Below are 21,418 nucleotides of genomic sequence, written 5' to 3'. Positions count from 1 at the left end.
CATCCTCCGATCACTTGGACCGGATGCACGGCATCTCACACGAGATCGGGCACGAGGTCTGAGTAATAAGCGTATGACGCCTGCGCGCCGGGCCTGCTCACAGCGTAGCTGCCTGCACGCACCCCGAATCCGACAGCGTCGGCGAGCCCGTTCCCGTGTGAGAGGGAGGCGGCGAGCGCGCCGACGAACGCATCTCCGGCTCCCGTCGTGTCGATCGCGGCGACGGGCGTGCGCACCGGCTCATGACCGGACGTGCCCTCAGCGGACCAGACAGCACCCCCGGCGCCGATCGTGATGACGACGCTCGTCGGCGCGGGGGAGAGCGCTGCGGCCGCCTCTAGCGCGCTCTCCGCATCATGAACGGGGACACCGGAGAGCGTCGCTGCTTCCTGTTCGTTCAAGACCAAGGGGTCCGCAGCAGCTATCACGTCATCCGGCAGAGCGATAACAGGAGCAAGATTGACGATGACCCGACGCGGTTGTGCGCTTCGGACGGCTTCGGCGACCGTATCGGCGGGGATCTCACCCTGGAGCACCACGATGGACTGGGGATCCGAACGTTCGACGACACGGCGCACCTTCGCCGCATTCACCTTCGCGTTCGCTCCAGACACAACGGCGATGCAATTCTCACCCGCGTCGTCGACGGAAACGAACGCGCGTCCCGTTGTGCTCTCGTGGAGCACTTCGACGTCAGCGACGTCAACACCTTCTGAGCGCATTTCACGCAGCAGGAGTGCGCCGTCCGCATCGTCGCCGACGCAGCCGACGAACGACACGCGAGCGCCAAGCCTCGAGGCGGCAACGGCTTGGTTCGCGCCCTTTCCGCCGCAGGAGTTCGTCAAACTGCGCGCCAGCACAGTCTCCCCGGCCGCGGGAATCGCTTCGACACGGATGAGATAGTCGCGGTTCGCGCTCCCGATCACCACCACGTCGGTCAGGGGTCGATCCATCATTTTTCTCCATCCGAGATCGAAAGCCCTCCGAAGGAGCGCTGCAACGTATACATCAGCACGGCCGGGATCAAGGACAAAATCACGGCCCCCGCGAAGTGCTCACCGAAGTTCGAGGAGTGCTCCCCGAAGGCTTGAGCGAGTGCGACGGGCGCAAGCTGGCGGTCCGATTCCGACACGACGAGCAACGGCCAGAGGAACGAGTTCCATTGTCCAAGGAAGATCAACAGCGCGGAGTTCACCAGCGAGCCGCCACCGAGTGGCAGATAGATCGAGGCGAACACCCGCGGCTCCGAGGCACCATCGAGGTGAGCCGCCTCGCGATAGGAACTCGGAATGGAAAGGAAGTGCTGTCTGAGATTGAAGATCGCGAGTCCGTTACCGATCCCTGGAAGTACCAGACCAATGAGGGTGTTTGCGAGCCCCCAGTCCGTGAACAGCTGTGACAACGGAATGGCGATCGCCTCGAACGGCACCAAGAAGCTGATGACGATCACGGTGAAGACAGCGCCCTTGCCCGGAAAGTTGAGAACGGCAACAGCGTACGCGGCCATCGCGCAGACGAGCGTGCCGATCAGAACCGAGATGAGGCACACCAGGAGCGAGTTCAGAATCGATCGCCCGAAGGATCCCGTGACCAAAGAGACGTAGTTGTCGAATGTGACTCGTGAGGGGAGGATGATGTCCCAGCTGAGGGGATAGAGCGAGCCGAAGATCTCTTCTCGTGGCCGAATCGATCCGACGAACATCCAGACGACCGGGACCGCGAAGACAGCGGTTACGAAGACGGCGATGAGCGTCAGGGTGTTGGACGGTCGATCGAGCCGACGACGATGACGACGGATTGCCGTGCTCATCGGCGTGCTCCCGTCTCGCCACTGTTCTCGCGAAGCAGCCAGAACTGCAGAGCGACGAACAGCAGCATGATGAGGGTCAGGACGACGACCTCCGCGGCCCCGAGGGTCTTGTCTCCGTATGTGTATGAGGTGCGATAAGCGTTGAACATCTGGAGCGTGGTCGAGTTCTCTGGGCCTCCGTTCGTCAGCATCTGCACGGGCACGAAGAGAACAAAGTTCGCGACAGTGTCGGCGACGAGCACGAAGAGCAGCGGCCGTTTGAGCATCGGGATCGTGATGGAGAAGAACGTCCGGATCGGCCCGGCTCGGTCGAGCCGCGCGGCTTCGTAATACTCGGCGGGAATGTTCTCGATTCCTGAGATGAGGAAGATCATCCAGTAGCCGACGCCGACCCAGGTTGCGACGAGCATGATCGACGCGAGGGCTTGCTGTGGCGAGGTGAAGAACGGCTGCGCCGGCAGGCCGAGCGCCTCGAGGATGCCGTTGAGCGGTCCCTGGGGACGCATTGCAATGCCCCACACGATCGACGAGCCGACGATGGGGATCGTAGCGGGAACGAAGACGAGCGTCCGCCAGATGCCCGCGAGCCGGATCCGACGCGTCATGAGCGTCGCGATGAGGAGAGCGATCGCGACCTGCAACGGGTTGAGAATCACGTTGAAGATCAAGGTCAGGACGACGGTGTGGAGAAAAGCCGGGCTGTGGAAGAGCTCCGAATAGTTCGCGAGTCCCGCGAACTCGGGCTCGCGAATGCCACCGGGGAATCCTTGGTGGAGGGAGCCCCAGAACGCGCTGACCGTCGGAGCAACGCGCATCGAGAGAATCGTTATGAGCGCGGGGAGCAGGAATACGAGCGCCCACCAGCCGTCGTGCGCACGAGTTCTCCGACGCCGGCGGGCGGCGCCGAGGACGCGTGGCGCCTCCGGCGTCGCTCGACGTTCGTTCGCAGTCGCGGACATCACTTGTACTTCGCCCATGCCGCTTCGAGCTCGTCGCTGGCAGCCTGCAGCGCCCCGGCGGGATCGGAGCCGTTGCGGATGTCGGAGTAGGCGCGACCGAGAATCTCCTCGAACTCGACGTATCCGACGGTCGGCACGCGTGGGACCGCAGTGTTCTGCGTCTCATAGTCGATGATCGCCGCGGCGTCCTGACCTGCCTCAGAGGCGAACACGTCGCGCTCGTAGTACTGTTCCTTGCCCTCGCTGTTCGCAGGTAGCTCGGGCTCCGGCATGTGCGTCGAGTAGCCGCCGCCGTCATCGATCGACATCCACTTCATGAAGATCGCTGCAGCTTCCTTGTCGTCCGAGAACGGGCTCATCGCGAGAGACCAAGAACCCGTGGCGGTCACGGGCTCACCGCTCTCGAAATACGGATGGGGAGCGACGCCCCAATCGATGTCGGAGCCGTTGAGCGTCGGCAGGAACCAGGGGCCCTGAACGAAGTATGCGACGTTTCCCGCGAGAAACTCGTCGTCCGCCTGCTCCGGCTTCACGCCTCGGGAGGAGATGCCGTCTTCGAAGATCGAGCCGTACCAGGTCATGGCCTCGATCCACGCATCCGACGTGAAGTCGGGTTCAAGATTGCCCTCGCCCTTCGCTCCTACGGACCCGCCCAGCGACGACGAGAGTGCCTCCAACTGGTAATAGCGATCGGTCTGCCCGAACATCAACCCCTGCCCCGCGCCTGCGTCAACGGCCTTTTTGGCGTTTGACGTGAGCTCCTCCCAGGTCAAACGCTGCGCGGGGTCCGCGGATGGACTCTCGAGCCCCGCCTGGTCGAGGAGCGTCTTGTTGTAGTACATGAGCTGCGTCGAGTTGGCGATGGGCAGGGCCCAGAGTTCGCCGTCGAAGGAGCTCGACTCGATGGGAGCTTCATCGAGCGGTCCCAGCTCGTCCTCGAAGACTCGGGAGAGGGGCTCCGTGTATCCACGCGCGGACAGCGCGGCGATGCGGGGCTGATCCGCCCAGTACACATCGGGGTTGCCGTCCTTGTTGCCGATGCGCGCGTCCAGCACGGAGTTGAGCTGATCGAACGGCACGCTTTCGAACTCGACCTTGATAGTCGGATGGGCCTTCTCGAATGCCTCGAAAACCTCCAGGATGCCGCTGTCCTTGGGGTGCTGGCCCAGCACCTGGATCGTGGTCGTCGGGTCTTCGGACGGAAGGGACCAGTCGGATTCGCTGCCCGAAGGCGTATCCGAGCCGCCACCGCATCCGGTGACGGTGAGGGCAAGGAGGGCGAGTCCTGTGCCGGCGATGAGGGTGCGTCGTTGCATGCTCTTACCTTTCGCGAGGGAGCTAGTAGTTGCTGATGCGATTGAGGAAATAGGTCATGAAGCCGTCGACATCGACATCGACCGCGATATGCGCGTTCGGTGCGGGGGAGTCGGCGTGCATGAGGAGATCGGCGACGGCGATGCCGCGCCCCGCCTCGTCGGAGGCGATGACATCGACACACGCGGGCGCCCACTCGAGCAGTTCGGGGTGCGACACCGCTGCAACGGCGAGCGGGTCGTGCATGGCGCACGAGTCTGCGTGCGCGGGGTCGCCGGGCATCTTCGCGGCCATCGCATCGATCCAGGCGGTGGTCGACTCGCCCGCGAATGCTCCGAAGGAACGTCCGCTGGCGGACATCGCGGCTGCGTGCTCTCTCGTCAGGCGCACCTTGAGCGTCGCGTCGAGACCGACGAGGCGGAGCGGCGCACCGGACCGCATGACAGCGCGCGCAGCGACCGCATCGACCCAGAAGTTGAACTCGCCGGGCATGTGCAGCAGGTTGGTGTGCTGTTGGAAGGCACCGCCCATGATCACGATCTCTTTGACCGAAGATGCAACGCGCTCGTCGAGATTGATGGCGGCAGCGATGTTCGTCAGTGGACCGATCGCGATGATCGTGATCTCACCGGGCGACTCGACGACGCAACGCGCGATCTCAGCAGCCGCATATCCGGGGTTGGGTCGGTGATGGCCGAAGCGCTCTCGGATAGCGCCGGGTGCCACCCGGCCGCGTTCGGGCTCCGCTAGCGGAGCCGATGCGCCTCGGAAGACGGGGACCTCTTCCCGACCGAGGCGTTGCAGGAGCTCGCGGCTGAGATAGGTGCCGGATTCGACGTCGATATTGCCGTTGACCGTGGTCACCATGTCAAGCTCGAACTCGTCGTCCGCGGCAATGAGCGCGAGGGCGAAGCCATCGTCGATCTCCGTGCCCGGAACGCCCATGCCCATGTCGGTGTCGAGAATCACTCGCATCGTGAACTCCTTCGTTCTACTCGTGTTGCATGAAAGTGTGACACGAGTAGAACGAAGGCACAAGAGATTTTCCTTCGGGGTTGAAGAAGCGCTGGATAAGGCCCTGTGCGTGGAGCAGGTGCTATTCCAGCGCTTCCTCCAACTCGCGTCCGATGGCCGGGGCGACGTGCTCGACCCAGAGGCGGTTCAGGTGCGACGCGTCCTCGTAGATGGCGATGTCGCCGGCGAAGAGGGGGCACATCTCGTCGGCGCAGACGAACGGCATCGTGTCGATGTAGCTGGCCCCCGCGGCCTCGGCCTGCTCCTCGGTGATGGTGTTGCTGGCCTGTTCGCGGCCCGCGGGCTCGACCAGGCACTGGTCCTGCGAGGCGCCCGGCGAATCGACGCAGTCCTTCGGCTCGGGTTCGGCGCGCACCGGGATGTCGCCGAGCACGACGACCGACGGCGCGATGTCGCGCATGGCCGTCACCTGATCGTTCACGGCCTGCGCCCACTGCTCGTCGATCGACTTCCCGTCGACGCCGTCGCGCATGTTGAACTGGCCGCGCGATCCGATCACGATCGCGTCGGGGCTCAGCTTCTCCAGCTCGCGGCTCGTGAACTCGCGGAAGTTGTCGCAGTCGTTCTGGTCGAGGTTGTGCGCGTCCTGCACGACGGGGTACGCGCCGCACGACATCTTGAGGAAGGGAACGACCCGGAAGCCGTGGTCCCGGCCTAGGATGTCGAGCGCGGGCATCCACATCGCCGCGTGCGAGTCGCCGATGACGGCGATCGTCTGCGTGGCGTCGACGTCGCCGAACTCGCACACCTTCGTATCGTCGTCGCCCGTGCTGGCGTAGCACTCGCGCGTGACGACGTCGACCCAGGTCTCCTTCCGGATCCCGTCGCCGTCGAGATCCGGCGGCACGGGCGCACCGGACTCGGCGACCTGGACGGCGTCGTCCAGGGTGTCCTGGACCTCGTCGATGTCGCTGCCCTCCACGGGCTGGTACCCGTGCTCCTCGAAGTACTCCTGCGCCGCGCGCTGCTGGGCGTGGGCGCGAACGTCGGCCAGCATCGACGCGCCAAGGGCCACGCAGATGACGATCACGACGCTCGCCGGCCAGAACCAGAGGGTGCGGAGCCCCGGCAGCCGCCAGTTCTGGAAGGTCTTCTCGACGAGGTGGTAGCTCGCCAAGGCGAGCACGAACGAGATCGCGACGGTCAGCAGGCCCGCGAGGAGCGGCGGCAGCGTGGGGAAGGCGGCGGGAACCGTCAGCGCGACGGGCCAGTGCCAGAGGTACAGCGAGAAGGAGATGTCTCCGATGTAGCGCACGGGGGCCCACGACGCGACGCGACCGGCCGGCGTGTCCGGGCCCGCGGCGAGGAGAAGCGCGGTGCCCACGACGGGCACGAGCGCGTGCCAGCCCGGGAACGGCGTCTGCTCCGTGAAGCCGAGCGTCGCATATACGAGCATCGCCAATCCGCCGAGGCCCGCCGCGTGACGCCAGCGCGAACTCAGCGGGGACGACATGACGCAGGCGAGCAGGGCTCCCGCGGCGAGCTCGAAGGCGCGCGCCGCGGTGTTGAAGTAGGTGGGCTCGGGGAACGCCGCCGTCGACCACACCGAATACCCCAACGAGAGGGCGAACACGCCCGCGGAGACGAGAGCGAGGCCCCGCTTCCCGAAGCGCGGCACGACGAAGAGGACGAGGATCGGCCAGACGAGGTAGAACTGCTCCTCGACGGCCAGCGACCAGTAGTGCTGGAAAAGGCTGGGGTCCTCGACCGAGAAGTAGTTGGTCCCGGACGCCGCGAAGTGCCAGTTCGCGAGGAACACGCTCGTCCAGGACGCGTCCTCGGCGGTCTGACCGAGGCGCGCCCGCGACGAGGTGATGAGCACATACGCGACGACGGCGACCGTGACGACCGTCGCCGCGGGCAGGATCCGGCGCGCGCGCCGCACGTAGAACTGCGCGATCGAGACGCGGCCCGTGCGGTCGACCTCGCGCAGCAGGAGCTGCGTGATCAGGAAGCCCGAGATGACGAAGAACACGTCGACACCGATGAACCCGCCCTCGGCCCCGGGCGTGCCGACGTGGGCGATGACGACGAGCGCGACCGCCAGCGCCCGGAGCCCCTGGATATCCGGGCGCCAGGCGGCGGAGTGTCGAGCGGTGCTCGGCTTTTCGGTCGTCGCGGTGCTCATGATTCCAGAATAGTTACCGCATTGTGACGTTTCTATGAATGCCCGGGGGCTTGCAGAGTGCGCAATAAAATCGGAAGATGAGCGCCGATCTGATCTTCGTGATGGCGGGTGCCGTCGCAGTTGCGGGATTCGCACGATGGCGCGGGTGGCCCGCGCCCCTGGTCGTGACGGGCGTCGCGCTCCTCGTATCGTTCCTGCCCTTCGTCCCGAACATCGAGATCGACGGCGAGCTTCTGCTGACGGCGACGCTGCCGCCGCTGCTCTATTCGGCCGCGCTCGACGCGTCGTTCACGAGCTTCAAGCAGGCGCTCCCGCATGTGCGACGGCTCGGCGTGGGGCTGGTCGCGGTCAACGCCGCCGTCATCGGCTTCGTCGCCTACCACCTCATGCCCGAGATCGGGGTGCCGGGGGCCCTCCTGCTCGGCGCGATTGTGGGCCCGCCCGACGCCGTCTCCGCGGCGGCGATCGGCCGCAAGCTGGGGCTTCCCCGCCGGGTCATGACGGTGCTGAGCGGCGAGAGCCTGATCAACGACGCCACGAGCCTCACGATTGTGCGCGTGTTCGCGGCCATCGCGGCGGGCGCGACCGTCACGGTCTGGCAGGGGCTCGGCGAGTTCGTGCTCGCGGTCGGCGTCGGCGTCGCCATCGGCCTGGTCTTCGGCGTCGTGCTGCACCAGCTGCGCACCCACCTCGACGACCCGACGGTGACCGGCACCCTCAGCCTGCTCATGCCTTTCGGGGCATATATCCTCGCGGAGCACCTGCACGGCTCCGGCGTGCTCGCGGTCGTGGCGATGGGCTTCTACGTCGGCTACCACTCGCCGCGCACCTCCTACTCGCAGCGCCAGCACGACAAGCCGCTGTGGCACTCGGTCGATTTCATCCTCGAGAGCTTCGTCTTCGCCTACGTCGGCCTGCAGCTGCCCCAGGTCATCAGCACCGTCACGAGCACGCGCGGCGCCGACACCCTGGTGCTCGCCGGCGTCGTCCTGCTCGTCGTCATCGTCCTGCGCCCCATCTTCGTCTTCGCGGCGTACGAGTGGGGGCAGTTCTGGCAGCGCATCAAGCTTCGGCGCTGGAAGCACGCGGTCGAGGCGTACCACGCGGATCCCGCCTCGCGCGCCGCGCGTCCCGTGGCGGCCGCGAAGCGGCGCCGCGCGAGGCTCCCCGTGGCGCCCACGAAGCAGGCGATTAGGCGGCGCGTGCTCGAGCCGCCCCTGTCGTGGCAGGAACGCCTCGTCGTGTCGTGGTCGGGCATGCGCGGCGTCGTCACGCTCGCCCTCGCGGTGGCGCTTCCCGACCTCACCGATCACGCGATGCGCGGCGGCCACATCGACGACCTCGTCGCCGTCGCCTATATCGTCACGGTCGGCACGCTGCTGCTGCAGGGGCTGACGCTCCCGCTGCTGATCAAGGGGCTGAAGGTCACCTCGAGGGCCGACGTCGCGGCGGACAACCGCGAGATCGCCCGCATGCGCATGATGGCGGGCGAGGCAGGCATCGAGTACCTGCGCGAGCAGCAGCAGGCGTGGATCGACAAGTACGGCGTGGAGGCGGTCGAGACGTTCAACCGGTTCTCGCGCGGCCTGCTGCGCATCGAGAAGGGCGCCGACCAGGGCGAGCGCGACCTCGACAGCGTCACCGAGAAGATCGCGGTCGGCGGTATCGGCGGCCTCACCTACGACGAGCTCCACGAGCTCTCGCGCGGCTGGCTGGCGGTGCGCCGGCGGGTCGCCTTCGAGCAGAGCCGCGCGGGCAATCTCAGCGAGGAAGTGATGCGCGAGGTCTTCGACGCGATCGATGCCGAGGAACTCGTGCTCGACACGAAGGGCTCCCTCCGTAAGGAGTGAATCCGGATCCGCGGATGCGAGAATCGAGGATCCGGCTGAGAGAGGGGATCCGTGAGCTCTATTCCACGCGATGTCGCGCGCCTCGAGCGCGCGCGCGAGGGCGCGGCGCTGAGTCTCGTTCGCAGTCCCTGGGCACCGGTGATCGTGGCGATCTTCCGAGAGGTGTTCTCACAGGACACCAAGCAGGTGCGTGCCGAGCGGCTGCACGTGCAGGTCGAGACCTACATTCTCGAGCTGCGCGACGCCGGGCACGAGGTACCCGCGCAGGACGACGGCCGCGCGCTGTGCCTGTCGTGGATGCACTCCGAGTGGCTGCGCCGGGTCCCGCTCGACGACGGCGGCGAGGCATACGAGCTCACCTCGCATGCCATCGCGGCGATGCAGATGCATGAGGGGCTGTCCCGCGACCGCGCCCTCCTGAGCGAGTCGCGCCTCACGACGATCCTCGACGCCGTGCACCGCTGGGCCGTCGAGGCCGATCCGGACGAGTCGACCCGCATCGCGGCGCTCGACGCGGAGATCGCCCGGCTGACCGCCGAGCGCGAGCGGATCGCCGCCGGGGGAGAGGTCGTCGCGGCGGACGACGAGCGCATGCAGGAGGGGTACAACGACCTCGTCGACCTCATCGACCAGCTGCCGGGCGACTTCCGTCGCGTCGAGGAGGCGCTCGACCGGATCCACGAGCAGATGGTCCGCGACTTCCGTGCTGACGAGCGCCCTAAGGGCGAGGTGCTCGGCGAATACCTGGCCGCGTCGGCGCGGCTCGCCAATCAGACCCGGGAGGGGCGCGCGTTCGAGGGGGCGCTCACGGTGCTGAGCGACGACCGGCTGCTCGAGGCCTTCCGCGAGGATCTCCGGTCGATCATGTCCCACCCCTTCGCGCGCGAGCTCACGGCCGACGAACGCGCAGCCTTCGTGCAGGCCGACGCGGTGCTGCGCCGGGGGCTGCGCGACGTGCAGATGCGTCAGCGACGCGCCTCGCAGTCACTGGCGGAGTACCTGTCGAGCTATTCGGCGGGATCCGAGCGCGAGCTGACCCGGGTCCTGCGCGCGCTCGAGCAGGAGCTGAGCGTGTGGATGGACTCGGCCCGGCCGCGCGAGACGGTGCCCATGGAATGGATGCCGACGCGCCTCGACATCGACCACCTCCGCACCCGCTTCCACGACCCCGCCACGGAGGCCCCGGCGCCCCGGCTCGACGACGTCTCGGACCAGCGGCCGGAGTCGCTCGTGCTGGAGGACGTGCGGCGTCAGGGCGGCCCGCTCCTCGGCGAGGTGCGGGAGCAGATCGCCGAGAGGCTGAACCGCGGCGACGCGCTCGCCGATGCCTTCAACGCCCTGCCCGACGATCTGCGCCGCCCCGTCGAACTCTTCGGCCTGGCCTACCTCGCCTCGCGCGGCGAGATCGACGCCGCCGACCGCGGTGTCGTGCGCGCCGTGCGCCCCGACGGATCCGCCCGTTCCTTTACGCTCCCCACGATGGCAGGAGACGCCCATGAGTGACGAGTCTGTGTTCGCCCCGACCATCGGTGTCGAGGACGACCATGTCGACAGCCGGTTGTCGCTGTTCGACGGCGATGATGGCGGCCTCACGCTCGACCAGCGCCGGTGCCTGATCGTCGTGCTCAAGCACCCCATCATCACCGACGAGCGCGCCGAGTGGGCCACGCTCGTGCGCGACAGCAGGCTCATCAAGAGCCGGCTCAACGACCTCTTCCTCGACCTGGTGATCGATCGCGAGCGCGGTATCGCCTACAAAGTGCAGATCCGCTCCGCGGAGTTTGGATACGTGCCGCCGCTGCTGCGCGACGCGGCGTTCACCCGCGAGGAGACGGTGCTGCTCGTGGTGCTGCGCCAGCGGCATCTCGCGGCGAAGGGATCCGGTCTGCCGCGGGCCCACGTCGATCGCGAGGAGCTCCTCGCGGGGATCGACATGTTCCGCCCGGCGCGCTCGACCGACCGCGTCGGCGACGCGAAGCGCGCCGCGAGCGCCGTCGACTCCCTTGCGAGGGCGGGGATCCTCGTGAAGGCGGGCTCCGACGACCGCTTCCTGATCTCCGAGGTGATCGAGCGCCTCCTCTCGATCGAGAAGATGTACGAGCTGCTCGCGTGGCTGAAGGCGCAGAACGCACCGGGCGCCGCCCGCGACGACGAGGGCCCGGAGGCCGGCGTCGCATTCGATGACGAGGAGGACGCCGAGTGAGCGATCTGCTGATTGCCGGCTACGACGACGAGACCGCGCAGTGGCGGGTGCAGAACCTGCAGGTCATCAACTGGGGCGGCTTCCACGGGCATCACACGACACGGTTCGACGAGCACGCGACGCTGATCTCGGGCGGATCCGGCACCGGCAAATCGACGCTGCTCGACGCATACACGGCTCTCATGATGCCGTCGACCGTGCCCTTCAACGGCGCCTCGAACGACGCCACGGTGGGGCGTGCGCGCGGGGCCGACCAGCGCAATGTGCTCACCTATCTGCGCGGAAAGAGCGACACCGTCGGCGACGTCGACAAGGTACTCCGCGGCGACGGATCCGCCGTGTGGGGCGCCGTCTCGGCGACCTTCGTGGACGGATCCGGCCGGCAGTACACGGCCATGCGGGCGTACTTCGCGCCCGCGAACGCCGCGCGCTCCGTCGACGTGCGCACGCGCCACTTCACGCTCGAGGGCGACATCGACCTCAGCCGGCTCGCCGAGTTCGCGGATGCGCGCTTCGATCCCCGCGCCGTGCGCGCGGCGTTCCCCGGGCTGAAGAATCACGAGACCACGCAGGACTTCCTCTACGCGGTCGCCGCGCGCCTCGGCATCGGCGAGGGCGGCGACAGCGACAACGCGCTGCGGCTACTCGCCCGCATCCAGGCCGGACATCAGGTGCGCACGGTCGATCGCCTCTTCAAAGAGATGGTCCTGGAGCGCCCCTCGACCTTCGCGGCCGCCGACGCGGTTCTCGAGCAGTTCCATGCGCTGCGGCAGAGCCACGAGGCCCTCGCGACCGCCGAGGCCAAAGAGACGATGCTCGCCGACATCGCGGGACTCTACGAGCAGTACACGAGCGCGCGCGAACGCACGAGCCGCCTCGACCGATACGGTGTCGCGCAGGATCCGCTCGCGTCGACGCCGCTGCGCCTGTGGCAGCTGCGCACCGAGCAGCGCCTGCTCGACGCGGAGGCCGATCGCAACCGCGAGGCGCGCGACGCCGCAAAGGCCGCTGTCACGACGGCCCGCGCCGAAGAGGCGTCGCTCGCGGTGGAGGTCGAGGAGCTCAAGCAGCAGCGCGCCGCGGGCGGCGGCGACGAGCTCTCGCGGATCGACGCGCGCCTCGCGGAGGCGGAGGCGCGGGCCGCACGGATCTCCGAGGTCCGCCGCACGCTCGAGTCGCGCATCGCAGAGGTCGGCGCCGACCTGTCGGACGCCGACGCCTTCGACGCCGCGAAGCGCGTCGCGCGCGACTACCTCGCGGGCGTCGACGACGCGCTCGCCGACATCAAACGTCGCCGCGACGAGGCCGTCGTCGGGGCGGGCGAGCTCAGGCGCGCCCAGCGCGAATTGACGAGCGAGCTCACCTCGCTGCGCTCGCGCGACAGCCGGATCCCTGACGCCTTTGACCGCGCCCGTCGCGAGATCGCGCGGGCGGCGGGGCTGGATCCCGCGGAACTGCCCTTCGCGGCCGAGCTCATGGACGTGCGCCCCGAGTTCGACGAGTGGCGGGTCGCCGCGGAGGCGACCCTGGGCGGCCTCGGCATGACCCTGCTGATGGATGCCCGCCGGCAGGCGCAGATCCGCGCCGCGATCGACGAGGTGCACCTCGAACGCCGGGTGCGCTTCGAGGGCGTGGACCTCGACCTCGACGCGCCGGACCTCGACGACGAGCGCTTCATCTCCGGGCGGCTGAGCTTCAAGGCCTCGCCCTTCGTCGGCTGGGTGAAGCAGCAGGTTCTGCAGCGCGACCACCTCTGCGCGTCGTCCGCGGCGCAGCTGGGCGGCGACACCCCGGCGGTCACGATCACGGGGCAGACCGCGAACGGTCGGCGCGGCGCGCATGGCCGGGATCCGCGCGAGCGCGGGATCCTCGGCTTCTCGAACGAGTCGCACCGCGATGAGATCGAGTCGGAGCTGGCATCGCTCGACGCGCGCATCGACGGCCTGGAGGCCGCGCGCGCCGCCTGCGAGCGTGAGCAGGAGGCGGTGGAGCGGCTCGCGGCCGCGCACCGGCGCATCGCGGAGGCGTCGTGGGAGGCGATCGATCCGGATCCCGTGCTCGCGCAGGCGGCCGAGCTCCGCGAGCGGCGGGCGGCGGTGCTCGACACCTCCGACGCCCTCGCGGGCGTCGAGGGGCGGCTCGCCGCCGCGGAGGAGGGGCTAGAGCAGGCGCGCCGCCTCCGATTCCGGGCCGAGGCCGAGCTCGAGGCGCTGAACGAGGCGTGGAGCGTGCTCGTGGACCGGCAGGACGCCTCGTACATCGAGCTCGAGCGCGTCGAGGCGGCGACCGCCATCGATGATGACGATGCGGCGCACCTCGACGCCGAGCTCGCCCGCATCGAGCCCGACGTCACCGCCGACACCCTCGCGCGGGCCCTCGCGCGCCTGCGCGACGAGCTGACGGCGAGCGTGCGCCGCGAGGTCGTCGCCGCCGATCAGGCCGCCGCCTCGCTCGAGCGCATCTTCCGCGCATACGACGAGAAGTGGCCGGATCCGAACCGCGGAACCTCCGTCGACGCCTACGACGAGTACGCATCGATCTACGAGGAGATCTCTCGCGACGGGCTCTCGGCCCACCGGCTCGAGTTCCGGCGCCACATTCAGGACGTGTCGTCGACCGACCTGAAGATGCTGAGCGACTCCTTCGGCCACGCGCTGCAGTCGATCCGCGAGCGATTGGATCCCGTCGACGAAATTCTCAAGGGCCTCGCCTTCGCGTCGGAGACGGACCGGCTGCGCATCGAGATGCGGCACCTGCATCCGGAGCGCGTCGAACGCGTGCGGGCGCGGCTCCGCGACCTCGCCCAGGCGGAGATCGCGGAGTGGACCGACGAGGAGGCCGACCGGCGCTTCGCCGAGCTGCAGGAGTTCATCGACCTGATCGACCAGCCCGAGGACGGCACGAACCCGCACCGGGAGGAGCTGCTCGACGTGCGCCGGCACATCGAGATCACGGCGAGCAGGGTCGCGCCCGACGGATCGGTCGTCTCGACCTACTCGACCCTCGGTGACAAATCGGGAGGCGAATCGCAGGAGCTCGTTGCCTTCGTCGTCGGCGCGGCGCTGCGCTACCAGCTGGGCGATCAGACGCGGTCGTGGCCGCGCTTCGCGCCGGTGTTCCTCGACGAGGGCTTCGTCAAGGCCGACAGCGCGTTCACGGGGCGGGCGATCAGGGCGTGGCTCGGGCTCGGGTTCCAGATCATCGTCGTGGCACCGCTCGACAAGGTCACGGCGCTCGAACCGCACATGGGCCTGAACCTCGCGGTGACGAAGAACCGCGCCGGGTACTCGTTCATCACCGCGTTCGAAGACGCCGCCTGAGCCGCTTCTGCGGAGCTGGCCCCGACTTGCGGATCCGGTGGTGGTTCTGGTCCGCAGTAGGGGTTCTTCTCCGCAGGAGCGGGTCGGCGCTCTGCATCTGCGGAGTTGGCCCAGTTCTGCGGATCCGATGGTGGTTTTCGTCCGCAGAACCGGGTCAGCTCCGCAGTGAGGGGCCGGCTCAGCGCCGCCGATACTCGAGCGGGGCCTCCACGTAGGGCTTCCATGCGGCGCGCACCTCGGCCGGAAGCCGCGTCGGGGCGCCCGTCGCGCTGTCGACCAGCACGACGACGACGCTCGCGCGGGCGTAGCAGGTCTGCCCGTCCGGGCTGCAGACGTCGTAGCAGATCTCGACACTGGATCCGCCGAGTCGGCCGATCCACACCTGAATATCCAGGGGATCCCGCCCGTAGGGAACGGGCGCGAGATACTCGATCTCCTGCCGCGCCACGAGCGTTCGCGCGGATCCGCCGCCCGACACCGTGTCCTCATCGAACACCGCGAGAGGGCTATTGTCGGATCCTTCCTCGCGCCAGAACGCTCGGAGCCTCGCCTCCTCGAGGATCTTCAGCATCGAGACGTTGTTGATGTGGCCGAGGGCATCCTGATCGCCCCAGCGCCGATGAACGGGAATGTGCACGCGCATGCATCCATCGTCGCGCGGGGCGTCCGGATCCGAAAATCACCGCACCCGTACGAGCGGCGGTGAAAAGATCCACAGGGCGATTGCGGGAATTGGGCTGTGGATAACGAGAGATCGCTGCTTCGCGGAATGGAGGATGGGGATCACAGCAGACGGGTGTCAACTTACTATTGACAATCTCTCGAAGGCGCGGTTGCCTTGGAAATACGACGATCAGCCCATAAACATGGAGTGGATGATGCGGATCGTCTCCGAGCTAAGTTCTACGACTATCTCTAGGGAGGAATGATGACACTCGCGACCGATGACGCGGGGCTTGACCGGCTCGACGCGAGTCGCGTGAAGCTTCGTGACGCGGCACATTTCCGTGCGGTTATTGCCGCGAATGAAGCCGTCGCCCGGGCGCAGCAAGATCTTCGCGCTGCCGTGCTCGCCGCGCGCGAGGCGGGCGAATCGTGGACCGTGATCGGCGCGGCGCTCGACATCACGCGGCAGGCCGCACAGCAGCGGTTCGGGCGATAGGGATCACCGCGCCCGCACGAGCAAATCACCTACCTCGCAGTCGAGGGCATCGCAGATCGCCACCAGTGTGGAGAAGCGGATCGCCTTCGCGCGGTCGTTCTTGAGGATCGACAGGTTCACGATGCTCACCCCGACGGCGTCGGCGAGGGCAGTGAGCGTCATGCCGCGCTCGGCGAGCAGCGTATCGAGCCGGCAGTGGATCCCCGAGAGCTCGGTCATACGAGCCCTTCCGTATCGCGCTGCAGGCGTGCGCCGTGGCGGAAGATTGCCGCGAGGGCGGCGCAGAGAAGCGCGCCGCCCAGGGGGAGGAGCGTGAGCGAGGTGTGGACCGATTGCGGCGCGTAGGCCGAGTCGATGCCCGAGAGTGCGAGGAACTCGCCGAATGGTGCGATGGCGCCGCCCAAAGTGCCGGCGGCGAGGATCACGGCCGCGGCGGTCCACAGCGAGCGAATGACGGTGTTTCCGAACGTGCGCCCGCGGAGCGTTTCGAAGCAGACGGCGGCGACCAGGGCGAACGGTGCGAGGATCGCGATCGTCGTGAGGAGCTCGCCGGTGGCGAGGAGCGCTCGCGCACCCAGCGGAACGCCATCCACACTGACGCGGGTGGACGCGCTGACGATGCACTCGAGCCAGGGGCCGTCGCCGCTGCGATCGCTCTCCACGTGGTGACCGCAGGGCAAGGAGTCCGCAGCGTCGAGAGTGACCTGCGAGGTGGAAATCTCGGCGCGCTCGTCGACGAGCGCCGCCCCGAAACGAATGAGCGCGAAGACCGCGCCCACGCCGGTGATCCACGACGACAGCGCAAAGGCCGTGTCGAGTGCGATCGTCGTGCTGCCGCGACGTCTTCCCCTCGCGACCACCCAGGCGATGATGAGGACGGCGAGGGCGAGCGCGAGCGCGAGAAACCCCAACGTCTCACCGACCGAACTGCCTCCGACGCTGATCATACGAGCCCCTCCGTATCGCGCTGTGAGTCCGGCCGCAGATCGGTGCCGCTCGCTGTGACCATGACGCCCCTTCTTGGTGTTTACGAAAAACGATAACAACGAATATCGTTAAATGCGAGGGGAGTCTTGTCCGCCGGCGGATCCACCGGGCGCCGCCGGATCCAGATATGCCCACGGCGAACACGGCGCCCTGGGGTCTGATCGCTGATTACCTTAGAAACACGGCGCGTTAGACGTGCCGTGCGAACCGTCAAGCGCCCGGAGGAGTGACATGTTCGAGAGGTTCACAGACCGTGCCCGCCGCGTGGTCGTGCTCGCCCAAGAAGAGGCGAAGATGCTCAACCACAACTACATCGGCACGGAGCACATCCTGCTCGGCCTCATTCACGAGGGCGAGGGCGTCGCGGCGAAGGCACTCGAGGCCCTGGACATCTCGCTCGACGCCGTGCGCGAGCAGGTGCAGGACATCATCGGCCAGGGGCAACAGCAGCCGACCGGCCACATCCCCTTCACGCCGCGCGCGAAGAAGGTGCTCGAGCTGAGCCTCCGCGAGGCGCTGCAGCTCGGCCACAACTACATCGGCACGGAGCACATCCTGCTCGGCCTGATCCGCGAGGGCGAGGGCGTCGCAGCCCAGGTGCTCGTGAAGCTCGGCGCCGACCTGAACAAGGTGCGCCAGCAGGTCATCCAGCTGCTCTCGGGCCACCAGGGCAAGGAGCCCGTGGGTGTGACCCCGGGCGGTCAGGAGCAGCACGAGACCGCGGGCAGCACCAAGGGCTCGCAGGTGCTCGACCAGTTCGGTCGCAACCTCACGCAGTCCGCGCGCGACGGCCAGCTCGACCCGGTGATCGGGCGCGAGAAGGAGATCGAGCGCGTCATGCAGATCCTGTCGCGCCGCTCCAAGAACAACCCCGTCCTGATCGGCGAGCCCGGCGTCGGCAAGACGGCCGTCGTCGAGGGGCTCGCCCAGGCGATCGTGAAGGGCGACGTCCCCGAGACGCTGAAGGACAAGCAGGTCTACTCGCTCGACCTCGGCTCGCTCATCGCCGGATCCCGCTACCGCGGTGACTTCGAAGAGCGCCTCAAGAAGGTCACGAAGGAGATCCGCACGCGCGGCGACATCATCGTCTTCATCGACGAGATCCACACCCTCGTGGGTGCGGGCGCCGCCGAGGGCGCGATCGACGCCGCGAACATCCTGAAGCCGCTGCTCGCCCGCGGCGAGCTGCAGACGATCGGTGCGACGACGCTCGACGAGTACCGCAAGCACTTCGAGAAGGACGCGGCGCTCGAACGCCGCTTCCAGCCGATCCAGGTCGCGGAGCCGTCGCTGCCGCACACCATCAACATCCTCAAGGGCCTGCGCGACCACTACGAGGCGTTCCACAAGGTACAGATCACCGACGGCGCCCTCGTCGCCGCCGCGAACCTCGCCGACCGGTACGTGCAGGATCGCTTCCTGCCCGACAAGGCCATCGACCTGATCGACGAGGCCGGCGCTCGCCTGCGCCTGTCGATCCTGTCGAGCCCGCCGGAGCTGCGCGAGTTCGACGAGAAGATCGCCGCCGTGCGCGCCGACAAGGAGAAGGCGTCGGAGGAGCAGGACTTCGAGAAGGCCGCCGCCCTGCGCGACGAGGAGAAGCAGCTGCTCGGCGAGCGCCTGCGCCTCGAGAAGCAGTGGCGCTCGGGCGACATCCAGTCGAAGGAGGTCGTCGACGAGGGTCTGATCGCGGAGGTGCTCGCCCAGGCGACGGGTATCCCGGTGTTCAAGCTCACCGAGGAGGAGACCAGCCGTCTCGTCTTCATGGAGCGCGCGCTGCACGAGCGCGTCATCGGTCAGGAAGAGGCCATCGCGGCCCTCTCGAAGACGATCCGCCGCCAGCGCGCGGGCCTCAAGGATCCGAAGCGTCCCTCGGGATCCTTCATCTTCGCCGGCCCCACGGGTGTCGGTAAGACCGAGCTCGCCAAGGCCCTCGCGGAGTTCCTCTTCGATGACGAGGACGCCCTGATCAGCCTCGACATGTCGGAGTATGGCGAGAAGCACACCGTGTCGCGCCTCTTCGGCGCCCCTCCCGGGTTCGTCGGGTTCGAGGAGGGCGGCCAGCTCACCGAGCGCGTGCGTCGCAAGCCGTTCTCGGTCGTGCTCTTCGACGAGATCGAGAAGGCCCACCCGGACATCTTCAACTCGCTGCTGCAGATCCTCGAAGAGGGTCGCCTGACCGACGGTCAGGGCCGCGTGATCGACTTCAAGAACACCGTGATCATCATGACGACGAACCTCGGTTCCTCGGCGATCGCCGGTGGCCCGGTCGGCTTCCAGATCGAGGGCAACGCGAAGACGACGTACGAGCGCATGAAGGGCAAGGTCGACGAGGAACTCAAGCGTCACTTCAAGCCCGAGTTCCTCAACCGCGTCGACGATGTCATCGTCTTCCCGCAGCTGAACAAGGAAGAGCTCCTGCAGATCGTAGATCTGTTCGTCAAGCGCCTGGGTGAGCGTCTGCTCGACCGCGACATGTCGATCGAGCTGTCGCAGGCGGCCAAGGAGCGCCTCATCGAGATCGGTTACGACCCGACGCTCGGTGCGCGTCCGCTGCGCCGCGCGATGGTTCGCGAGATCGAGGATCGCCTGTCGGAGTCGATGCTCTCCGGTCAGCTCGAGTCGGGACACCACATCAAGGTCGACTTCGCCGACGGACAGTTCACCTTCGAGAACGCGCCGCGCGGCGAGCGCATCGCGGTCGGCGTGAACCAGGGCGGCGACCTGTCGGCAACCCCCGACATCGCGGCCGCGGAGTAAGCGCGACGACGAGTGGGCCCACCCTTCGGGGTGGGCCCACTCGTCGTGTGAGGGCCGCGCTCGCGGCAAGCCGCCGCACCGCGGTTCCTGGCGACCCTCTCAGGGCACGGGAGTAGCCTGGCTGTCGATGAGCGAGTACTCCATACGCCCGGCCCGAGCTGACGACATGATTCAGGTGCATGCCCTCATGCAGCCGTACGTCGAGCGTCGGATCCTGCTGGGCAAGGAGCTCGTGGTGCTGTACGAGGCGACCCAGGAGTTCCTCGTCGCCGTCGACAGCGACGACCGCGTCATCGGCGCGGGCGCGCTGCACGTCATGTGGGAAGACCTCGGCGAGGTACGCACCCTGCTCGTCTCCGACGACTGGCTGCACAAGGGCGTCGGGCGTCGCATCGTCGAGGCCCTCGAGGCCGTCGCGCGCGAGCTGCGGCTCACGCGCCTGTTCTGCCTGACCTTTGAGGTCGAGTTCTTCTCGCGCCGCGGCTTCACCGAGATCGGCGAACAGATCGTCACCCCCGACGTCTACGCCCAGCTGGTGCGAAGCCGTGACGAGGGCGTGGCCGAGTTCCTCGACCTCGCGCACGTGAAGCCGAACACCCTCGGCAACACGCGCATGCTCAAGCGCCTCACGTAAGGTGGCGGGGTGGCAGAGAAGCGCAGACCGTCGAAGAAGGTGATGTATCGCCGTCGCCGTCTGGCGGTGGGCCTCATCACGCTGATCGTTCTCGCCGCCGTCGTCGTGGGCGCTGTTTTCGGGGTGCGCTGGCTCGTCAACGAGAAGCCGTGGGAGAACCTGCCCTTCCTGAAGCCCGGTCCGGCGGTCGTGAAGACCCCGGAACCCGTCCCGACGATCTTCCCGACCGGGGGGCCGGGCGCGGGATCCGCGTCGAACCAGGATCCGTCCGAGTCGCCGACGCCGGAGGTCTGCGCCTCGGGAGCGCTCGAGGTCGAGGCGCTCCTCGACAAGACGGCCTACGGCGCGGACGAATTGCCGCAGCTGCGGATGAAGGTCACGAACGTCGGATCCGTCGACTGCCTCGTCAACGTCGGTACCTCCGCGCAGGTGTACCAGATCTCTAGCGGCGTCGACGTCTGGTGGCGGTCGAGCGACTGCGCCGTGGATCCCGCCGACCAGTGGAACACCATCAAGGCGGGGCAGAGCGCCGAGACCGAGTCGCCGATCATCTGGGACCGCACCCGCTCCTACCCGGACACCTGCGAGGCCGAGGAGCGCCCGGCGGCGCCGTCCGGCGCCACCTATAACCTCACCGTCAAGCTGAGCGATATCGCGTCTCCCGAGAAGTCGTTCACGCTGTAACCCATAGGCTTGTTGCATGGCGAAAAAGCGCAAGAAGCCGGAGCAGCTGGATCCGGAGGAGTTCCGTTCGGAGGCGCTCGCTCAGGCGCTGGAGAAGCAGGACATGGCGGCCATCGCCCTGTCGCTGCGGAACGGCAACACCATCGTGCCACTGATCTCGGCTGGCGATCGCGACAACCCGCTCGACTCGGGCGAGGTGTGGACGTACCGCGACGCCAAGACGGGCGACGTGGCGCTGCTGCTCTTCAGCGACGCCCGCAATAAGCCGGCGAACCTGCCGCCGACGGTCGCGTCGTACTCCGCCTCCTGGCTCGAGGCCTTCCTCACGACCCACGAGGGCACCATCACGACGGTGTTCATCGACATCGCCGGCCCGCATCCCATGCAGGCCGCCCCGGCCGACATCCTGGACGCCCTCCGCGCCTGAGCCTGCTCGCTCCCGCGGAGATGACCCGCAATTGCGGAGTGCACGCGGATCTGGATCCGCAGTTGCGGCTTATCTCCGAAGTTGCGGCTCAGCGGGTCGCACGCGCGGACCGGCGCCCACCCCGCGGGAACGACCCGCAATTGTG

The 21,418-nt window shown here is 67.7% G+C and carries 18 protein-coding genes; 9 read left to right on the top strand and 9 right to left on the bottom strand.

Going from position 1 to position 21,418, the window contains the following annotated elements:
- Positions 1–35 precede the first annotated feature (35 nt).
- From IEX05_RS10410 to IEX05_RS10385, 6 genes are all read right to left on the bottom strand, one after another.
- The gene (locus IEX05_RS10410; protein ID WP_229661253.1) at positions 36–956 is read right to left on the bottom strand and encodes a ribokinase; all 921 of its coding nucleotides are present in this window, start codon (positions 954–956) and stop codon (positions 36–38) included.
- Positions 953–1,810, bottom strand: a complete 858-nt coding sequence (locus IEX05_RS10405) for a carbohydrate ABC transporter permease (RefSeq protein WP_188701595.1) — start codon at positions 1,808–1,810, stop codon at positions 953–955. Before IEX05_RS10405 ends, IEX05_RS10410 begins: the two co-directional genes overlap by 4 nt.
- Positions 1,807–2,769 carry a carbohydrate ABC transporter permease gene (locus IEX05_RS10400; protein WP_188701593.1) on the bottom strand — a complete coding sequence of 321 codons (963 nt, stop codon included), beginning with the start codon at positions 2,767–2,769 and terminating at the stop codon, positions 1,807–1,809. Before IEX05_RS10400 ends, IEX05_RS10405 begins: the two co-directional genes overlap by 4 nt.
- Positions 2,769–4,085 carry an ABC transporter substrate-binding protein gene (locus tag IEX05_RS10395; RefSeq protein ID WP_188701592.1) on the bottom strand — a complete coding sequence of 439 codons (1,317 nt, stop codon included), beginning with the start codon at positions 4,083–4,085 and terminating at the stop codon, positions 2,769–2,771. The genes IEX05_RS10400 and IEX05_RS10395 overlap by 1 nt, the downstream gene beginning before the upstream one ends.
- A 22-nt stretch (positions 4,086–4,107) precedes the next feature.
- Entirely contained in the window at positions 4,108–5,058 is a 951-nt protein-coding gene (locus IEX05_RS10390; protein WP_188701590.1) for a nucleoside hydrolase, read from the bottom strand.
- A 121-nt stretch (positions 5,059–5,179) separates the two neighbouring features.
- Entirely contained in the window at positions 5,180–7,246 is a 2,067-nt protein-coding gene (locus IEX05_RS10385; RefSeq protein ID WP_188701588.1) for an acyltransferase family protein, read from the bottom strand.
- Between the two features lie 77 nt (positions 7,247–7,323).
- Between IEX05_RS10385 and IEX05_RS10380 the strand changes: the two genes are divergently transcribed.
- The 4 genes from IEX05_RS10380 to IEX05_RS10365 are packed head-to-tail and all read left to right on the top strand — an operon-like array spanning position 7,324 to position 14,619.
- Positions 7,324–9,096, top strand: coding sequence for a cation:proton antiporter (locus IEX05_RS10380; protein WP_188701586.1), 1,773 nt, complete (start codon positions 7,324–7,326; stop codon positions 9,094–9,096).
- Between the two features lie 51 nt (positions 9,097–9,147).
- The gene (locus IEX05_RS10375) at positions 9,148–10,599 is read left to right on the top strand and encodes a DUF3375 family protein (RefSeq protein WP_188701584.1); all 1,452 of its coding nucleotides are present in this window, start codon (positions 9,148–9,150) and stop codon (positions 10,597–10,599) included.
- Positions 10,592–11,299, top strand: a complete 708-nt coding sequence (locus IEX05_RS10370; RefSeq protein ID WP_188701583.1) for a DUF4194 domain-containing protein — start codon at positions 10,592–10,594, stop codon at positions 11,297–11,299. Before IEX05_RS10375 ends, IEX05_RS10370 begins: the two co-directional genes overlap by 8 nt.
- The gene (locus IEX05_RS10365) at positions 11,296–14,619 is read left to right on the top strand and encodes an ATP-binding protein (protein ID WP_188701581.1); all 3,324 of its coding nucleotides are present in this window, start codon (positions 11,296–11,298) and stop codon (positions 14,617–14,619) included. The genes IEX05_RS10370 and IEX05_RS10365 overlap by 4 nt, the downstream gene beginning before the upstream one ends.
- Positions 14,620–14,797: 178 nt before the next feature.
- Here the strand turns inward: IEX05_RS10365 and IEX05_RS10360 are convergent, their stop codons facing one another.
- Positions 14,798–15,262: an acyl-CoA thioesterase gene (locus tag IEX05_RS10360; protein WP_188701579.1), complete on the bottom strand. Its 465-nt coding sequence runs from the start codon at positions 15,260–15,262 to the stop codon at positions 14,798–14,800.
- A gap of 285 nt (positions 15,263–15,547) precedes the next feature.
- On the opposite strand from IEX05_RS10360, the gene IEX05_RS10355 reads away from it, so the two are divergent.
- Positions 15,548–15,781 (top strand): hypothetical protein, encoded by a 234-nt coding sequence (locus IEX05_RS10355; RefSeq protein ID WP_188701577.1) that lies wholly within the window; start codon positions 15,548–15,550, stop codon positions 15,779–15,781.
- A gap of 3 nt (positions 15,782–15,784) precedes the next feature.
- Here the strand turns inward: IEX05_RS10355 and IEX05_RS10350 are convergent, their stop codons facing one another.
- Together IEX05_RS10350 and IEX05_RS10345 are read right to left on the bottom strand one after the other, a co-directional pair.
- A complete protein-coding gene (locus tag IEX05_RS10350) occupies positions 15,785–16,000 on the bottom strand; it encodes a helix-turn-helix domain-containing protein (RefSeq protein WP_188701575.1) in 216 nt (71 codons plus the stop codon).
- Positions 15,997–16,728, bottom strand: coding sequence for a hypothetical protein (locus tag IEX05_RS10345; protein ID WP_188701573.1), 732 nt, complete (start codon positions 16,726–16,728; stop codon positions 15,997–15,999). Before IEX05_RS10345 ends, IEX05_RS10350 begins: the two co-directional genes overlap by 4 nt.
- 271 nt (positions 16,729–16,999) lie before the next feature.
- On the opposite strand from IEX05_RS10345, the gene IEX05_RS10340 reads away from it, so the two are divergent.
- The 4 genes from IEX05_RS10340 to IEX05_RS10325 all read left to right on the top strand — a co-directional run bounded on the left by IEX05_RS10340 (position 17,000) and on the right by IEX05_RS10325 (position 21,273).
- On the top strand, positions 17,000–19,528 hold the full coding sequence (locus IEX05_RS10340) for an ATP-dependent Clp protease ATP-binding subunit (protein ID WP_188701571.1): 2,529 nt from the start codon (positions 17,000–17,002) through the stop codon (positions 19,526–19,528).
- A 127-nt stretch (positions 19,529–19,655) separates the two neighbouring features.
- Positions 19,656–20,162, top strand: a complete 507-nt coding sequence (locus IEX05_RS10335; RefSeq protein ID WP_188701569.1) for an amino-acid N-acetyltransferase — start codon at positions 19,656–19,658, stop codon at positions 20,160–20,162.
- A 9-nt stretch (positions 20,163–20,171) separates the two neighbouring features.
- Positions 20,172–20,846 (top strand): hypothetical protein, encoded by a 675-nt coding sequence (locus IEX05_RS10330; protein WP_188701567.1) that lies wholly within the window; start codon positions 20,172–20,174, stop codon positions 20,844–20,846.
- Between the two features lie 16 nt (positions 20,847–20,862).
- On the top strand, positions 20,863–21,273 hold the full coding sequence (locus IEX05_RS10325; RefSeq protein WP_188701565.1) for a dehydrogenase: 411 nt from the start codon (positions 20,863–20,865) through the stop codon (positions 21,271–21,273).
- The last annotated feature ends 145 nt before the right edge of the window (positions 21,274–21,418 follow it).

The organism is Microbacterium nanhaiense, assembly GCF_014646015.1.
GTDB classification, from domain to species: domain Bacteria; phylum Actinomycetota; class Actinomycetes; order Actinomycetales; family Microbacteriaceae; genus Microbacterium; species Microbacterium nanhaiense.
The sequence above is the reverse complement of the archived record's forward strand: the minus strand, read 5'-3'. Positions and strand labels throughout refer to the sequence as shown.

Coding starts and splice junctions, on each gene's coding strand:
- IEX05_RS10410 (WP_229661253.1), bottom strand. CDS start 956: ATGATGGATCGACCCCTGACCGACGTGGTGGTGATCGGGAGCGCGAAC.
- IEX05_RS10405 (WP_188701595.1), bottom strand. CDS start 1,810: ATGAGCACGGCAATCCGTCGTCATCGTCGTCGGCTCGATCGACCGTCC.
- IEX05_RS10400 (WP_188701593.1), bottom strand. CDS start 2,769: ATGTCCGCGACTGCGAACGAACGTCGAGCGACGCCGGAGGCGCCACGC.
- IEX05_RS10395 (WP_188701592.1), bottom strand. CDS start 4,085: ATGCAACGACGCACCCTCATCGCCGGCACAGGACTCGCCCTCCTTGCC.
- IEX05_RS10390 (WP_188701590.1), bottom strand. CDS start 5,058: ATGCGAGTGATTCTCGACACCGACATGGGCATGGGCGTTCCGGGCACG.
- IEX05_RS10385 (WP_188701588.1), bottom strand. CDS start 7,246: ATGAGCACCGCGACGACCGAAAAGCCGAGCACCGCTCGACACTCCGCC.
- IEX05_RS10380 (WP_188701586.1), top strand. CDS start 7,324: ATGAGCGCCGATCTGATCTTCGTGATGGCGGGTGCCGTCGCAGTTGCG.
- IEX05_RS10370 (WP_188701583.1), top strand. CDS start 10,592: ATGAGTGACGAGTCTGTGTTCGCCCCGACCATCGGTGTCGAGGACGAC.
- IEX05_RS10360 (WP_188701579.1), bottom strand. CDS start 15,262: ATGCGCGTGCACATTCCCGTTCATCGGCGCTGGGGCGATCAGGATGCC.
- IEX05_RS10355 (WP_188701577.1), top strand. CDS start 15,548: ATGACACTCGCGACCGATGACGCGGGGCTTGACCGGCTCGACGCGAGT.
- IEX05_RS10350 (WP_188701575.1), bottom strand. CDS start 16,000: ATGACCGAGCTCTCGGGGATCCACTGCCGGCTCGATACGCTGCTCGCC.
- IEX05_RS10345 (WP_188701573.1), bottom strand. CDS start 16,728: ATGATCAGCGTCGGAGGCAGTTCGGTCGGTGAGACGTTGGGGTTTCTC.
- IEX05_RS10340 (WP_188701571.1), top strand. CDS start 17,000: ATGTTCGAGAGGTTCACAGACCGTGCCCGCCGCGTGGTCGTGCTCGCC.
- IEX05_RS10335 (WP_188701569.1), top strand. CDS start 19,656: ATGAGCGAGTACTCCATACGCCCGGCCCGAGCTGACGACATGATTCAG.
- IEX05_RS10325 (WP_188701565.1), top strand. CDS start 20,863: ATGGCGAAAAAGCGCAAGAAGCCGGAGCAGCTGGATCCGGAGGAGTTC.